The following is a 4,539-nucleotide window of genomic DNA, read 5'->3' on the forward strand; positions in this document are numbered from 1 at the left end:
CTGACGCTCGGCGTTCGGGTGGCGAGCGTGCAGAGAATGCCCGCCACGACGGCGTGTCGGTGGGCAAACACGCACGCTCGGGCGGGTTAGGCCCCAGTAGGTCAGGCCCCCGTAGGTCGGGCCCCGGGCAGGTTAGGCCCCCGTAGGTTAGGCCCCGGGCAGGTTAGGCCCCGCGCAGCTCGGTCAACCCGGCGGCGATCAGCGGCGCCACCGTCTCACCCACCCGGTCCGATGCGCCTTCAGCCTCGGCGGCACCCCCGGACATCCGCCGGCGGAAGTCGATGCCGGCCGCGATGATGGCCAGCTTGAAGTAGGCCAGGCCCATGTAGAAGTTCCAGTGCGACAAGGGTTGTCCGGAGATCTCGGAGTATTTGTGCGCCAGCTCGTCGGCAATCGGCAACTGCGGCGACGTCCAGGCCGCGTTGGTGTTGAGGATCAAGTCGAACGTCGGGTCGCGGTAGACGCACATCAGGGCCGCGTCGCTGAGCGGATCGCCCAGCGTGGACAGCTCCCAGTCGACGACGGCACGCACCTGGGTCGGGTCGTCGGCGTCGAGAATGGTGTTGTCGATCCGGTAGTCGCCGTGCACGATCGACGTGCGGCTCTGCTGCGGAACCGCCTCGGCCAGCGTCTTGTGCAGCCGCGCGACGTCAGCGTCACGGTTGTCGTCGGGCAGACGGACGTGTTCCCACTGCGAACCCCAGCGGCGAACCTGGCGTTCCAGATATCCGCTCGGCTTACCGAAATCGGCGAGGCCGACAGCCGCCGGGTCGACAGCGTGCAAATCGGCCAGCACCTTGATCAGCGCGTCAACACACCCGTCGATCACCTGCTGAGCGCCCATCGCCTGGAGTTCGGCCCGGCTGCGCACCACCTGTCCGGCAACGTAGTCGACCATCTGAAACGGTGCGCCGAGCACCGACTCGTCGGCACAGAGCGTGACCGCGCGGGCCACCGGGACGTCGGTGCCGGCCAGCCCGGCGACCACGGTGTACTCGCGCACCATGTCGTGCGCCGAGGGCGTCAGACCGTGCAGCGGCGGGCGACGCAGCACCCACCTCGACGAGTCGTCGGCGACCAGAAAGGTCAGGTTGGAGCGGCCGCCGGAAATGAGCTGCGCGGTCAACTCCCCGTCGCGGCTGATGCCGACCGATCGCAGGTGCTTGTCCAGCGCGGGGAGGTCGAGGCCGTCGAGCGTCACGGGATCTGTCTATCACCCGGTGGCTACCGCCGGTTTCTCGGCAGCAGGTCCCAGACGTGTTCGGTGCCGTTCACCGTCACCACGCTGGCCTGTCCGGACCGGGAGAACAGTAACCGCGTCACCGACACGTAGTCGATCGGGAACGACAAGATCCGCCGGGTGCCCAGGATCTCGTGCAACACCACGTTGATCACCCCGCCGTGGCTGAACACCACGACGGTGTCCTCGTGCGCGACGGTCGCAGCGACATTGTCGATGGCGGCCCGCACCCGCGCCCGGAACGCGTGCTCGTCGACGGTGCTGGGTAGCTGCCCCTGCGCCATCCGGGCCCACTCCTGGGGGTTTTCAGCCCGGATTTGTTCGATCGGGATGTAGACCGGCAGGTCGCGGTCGTACTCGGCGAAACGGTCGTCGATCTCGATGTCGAGCCCGCGTGCCGCCGCAACCGGCTCCGCGGTCTGCACAGCACGGCGCTGCGGACTGCTGATCACCCGGGCGATCGGGAATCGGGCCAGCGCCTCGGGCAGCCGCGCCACCTGCTCGCGCCCCTCGTCGGAGAGGTCCGGGTCGGCACGCCCTTGGTTCGCGGGCCCGGGCTGGCTGCGCAGCGGTAGCGCGTGCCGGACCAGAAGCAACTGCATCGCCACAGCTTTTCACGGGCCCACGGCCCGTGCCACGGCGGCGGAGAATACTATTCTCTCTGACTGAGATCGAGGTGTGCAGGTGCTGGACGACGAAATTCTCGGACGTTGGCTTGACGACAACGACGCTCCCGGTGACGGCGAAAAGCCGCGCCTGGAGCCATTGTCCGGCGGCTCGCAAAACACGCTGTATCTGATCCACCGCGGCGAGGAGCGCATGGTGCTCCGGATGCCCGGCGACCGCGCCGACGCCGCCCGCATCGACGGGTTGCTCCGCGAGATCCGACTGGTCCGAGCGCTGGGCGGGACCGATGTCCCGCACGCCGAGTTGATCGCCGACGACGACGGCCACCTGTTCGGCAGGCCGTTCTACGTGATGCGGGCAATCGACGGCTGGAGCCCGATGGACGGCGGCTGGGCGGCGCCGTTCGACAACGACCTGACCGCCCGGCGCGACCTGGCCTTCCAACTAGTCGAGGGCGCCGCCAAGCTGGGGCGCGTCGATTGGCGGGCGCAGGGACTGGCGGGCTTCGGCCGGCCGGAGGGATTCCACGAGCGGCAGGTCGATCGGTGGCTGGCCTTCCTGGACCGCTACCGGGTACGCGAGCTGCCTGGCCTCGACGACGCCGCGAATTGGTTGCGCGCCAACCGGCCCGCCCACTACACCCCGGGCATCATGCACGGCGACTACCAGTTCGCCAACGTGATGTTCGCCCATGGCAGCCCGGCCCGGCTGGCCGCGATCGTGGACTGGGAGATGACGACGATCGGCGATCCGCTGCTGGATCTGGCCTGGTGCCTGTTGGGCTACGACGGCGAAAACCCCAGGGAAGACGGCTTTTATCTCGACATGGCGGGGATGCCGACGCGTAGCGAGCTGCTCGAGCACTACGAGCAGGTCAGCGGGCTGCCGACAAGCAGCATCGACTACTACCTGGTGCTGGCCAACTGGAAGCTCGGCATCGTGCTGGAAAAGACCTACGCTGCTGGGGTGCGCAGCGGCAAGGTCGAGCGTGCGATCCAGGACGCGTTCGGGGTGATGGTCCCGCAACTGATCGCCACCGCGGCCGGGTTGGCCGGATCACTGAGATGAGGTACGCCGAAAAGCTTTTCGACCTGACCGGCCAGGTCGCGCTGATCACCGGCGGCAGTCGCGGGCTGGGGCGGGAAATGGCGTTCGGGATGGCGCGCTGCGGCGCCGACGTGGTGATCGCCAGCCGCAAGATGGAGAACTGTATCGCCGTCGCTGAGCAGATCGAGAGCGAGACCGGTCGCGCGGCTATGCCGTATCAGGTGCACGCCGGTCGCTGGGATCAACTCGACGGCCTCGTCGACGCGGTTTACCAAAGGTTCGGCAAGGTCGACACGTTGATCAACAACGCGGGCATGTCGCCGGTCTACGACACGCTGACCGGCGTCACGGAGAAGCTGTTCGACGCGGTGGTGAACCTCAACCTCAAGGGCCCATTTCGATTGTCCGCGTTGGTCGGTGAGCGGATGGTCGCCGCGGGCCGTGGCTCTATCATCAATGTGAGCACGTCCGGCTCGCTACGCCCGACGCCCGACATCATCCCGTACGCGTCGTCGAAGGCCGGCCTCAACGCGATGACCGAGGGCTTGGCCCGCGCGCTCGGCCCAGCGGTCCGCGTCAACACGTTGATGGCCGGACCGTTTCTCACCGACGTCAGCAAGTCCTGGAACATCGAGGCAGCCCAGCGCAATCCGTTCGCCGGCCTATCGTTGCAGCGAGCCGGGGAGCCCGCTGAAATCGTGGGCGCCGCTTTGTTTTTGGCATCCGACGCATCCAGCTTCACCACCGGCTCGATCCTGCGGGCCGACGGCGGCATCCCCTGATAGGAGATTTGGACATGGCATGGGACTTTTCCACCGAACCAGAATTCCAGCAGAAGCTCGACTGGATACGCGAATTCGTCCGCGACGAAGTCGAACCACTGGAGGTGCTGTTCCCCGGTTGTGAGTTCCTGCCGCTGAACGAGCAGCGGCGCGCGGTCGTCGACCCGCTCAAACAACAGGTCCGCGAGCACGGCCTGTGGGCACCGCACCTCGGCCCGGAACTCGGCGGCCAGGGCTTCGGCGCGGTGAAGCTGACGCTGATCAACGAGATTCTGGGTCGCAGCCCGTGGGCGCCCATCGTGTTCGGCACGCAGGCACCCGACACGGGAAACGCCGAGATCATCGCCCGCTTCGGCACCCCGGAGCAGAAAGACCGCTACCTGTCCGGTCTGCTGTCCGGAGAGATCTTCTCCTGCTTCTCGATGACCGAGCCGCAGGGCGGCGCCGACCCCCGGGTCTTCACGACCTGCGCTGTCCGCGATGGTGATGACTGGGTGATCACCGGCCGAAAGTACTTCTCCAGCAACGCGTCCGTCGCGTCGTTCTTCATCGTCGTCGCGATCACCAACCCCGATGTCGCCGTGCACCACGGTGCCTCGACATTCCTGATTCCAGCCGAAACCCCGGGCCTGACCGTCGAGGCCAACCATCATCTGGTGGGCGCCGACCCCCACGAACCGGGTCATTCGCTGGTGCACTACGACGACGTCCGGGTGCCGTCAACGGCATTGCTCGGCGAGCCTGGTCAGGGCTTCCTGATCCTGCAGACCCGCCTGGCCGGCGGTCGGCTGCATCACGCGATGCGCTCGATCGGCATGGCGCAGCGCACAGTCGAGATGATGG

General features: G+C 67.3%; 5 protein-coding genes. 3 read left to right on the plus strand and 2 right to left on the minus strand.

Translation table 11 applies throughout. From position 1 onward, the window contains the following. Positions 1–163 precede the first annotated feature (163 nt). Together AC2VOG_RS18705 and AC2VOG_RS18710 are read right to left on the minus strand one after the other, a co-directional pair. Entirely contained in the window at positions 164–1,201 is a 1,038-nt protein-coding gene (locus tag AC2VOG_RS18705) for a phosphotransferase family protein (protein ID WP_486941328.1), read from the minus strand. Between the two features lie 23 nt (positions 1,202–1,224). Next, on the minus strand, positions 1,225–1,842 hold the full coding sequence (locus tag AC2VOG_RS18710) for a histidine phosphatase family protein (RefSeq protein ID WP_486941329.1): 618 nt from the start codon (positions 1,840–1,842) through the stop codon (positions 1,225–1,227). A gap of 82 nt (positions 1,843–1,924) precedes the next feature. Here AC2VOG_RS18710 and AC2VOG_RS18715 point away from each other — a divergent pair, with 82 nt between their 5' ends. From AC2VOG_RS18715 to AC2VOG_RS18725, 3 genes are all read left to right on the plus strand, one after another. Then, positions 1,925–2,935 carry a phosphotransferase family protein gene (locus AC2VOG_RS18715; protein WP_486941330.1) on the plus strand — a complete coding sequence of 337 codons (1,011 nt, stop codon included), beginning with the start codon at positions 1,925–1,927 and terminating at the stop codon, positions 2,933–2,935. Further along, positions 2,932–3,696: an SDR family NAD(P)-dependent oxidoreductase gene (locus AC2VOG_RS18720; protein ID WP_486941331.1), complete on the plus strand. Its 765-nt coding sequence runs from the start codon at positions 2,932–2,934 to the stop codon at positions 3,694–3,696. Before AC2VOG_RS18715 ends, AC2VOG_RS18720 begins: the two co-directional genes overlap by 4 nt. 14 nt (positions 3,697–3,710) lie before the next feature. Then, on the plus strand, positions 3,711–4,539 hold an 829-nt coding region (locus tag AC2VOG_RS18725; protein WP_486941332.1), incomplete at its 3' end, for an acyl-CoA dehydrogenase family protein.

The sequence above is a fragment of the Mycobacterium sp. TH-M11 genome, from assembly GCF_057473725.1.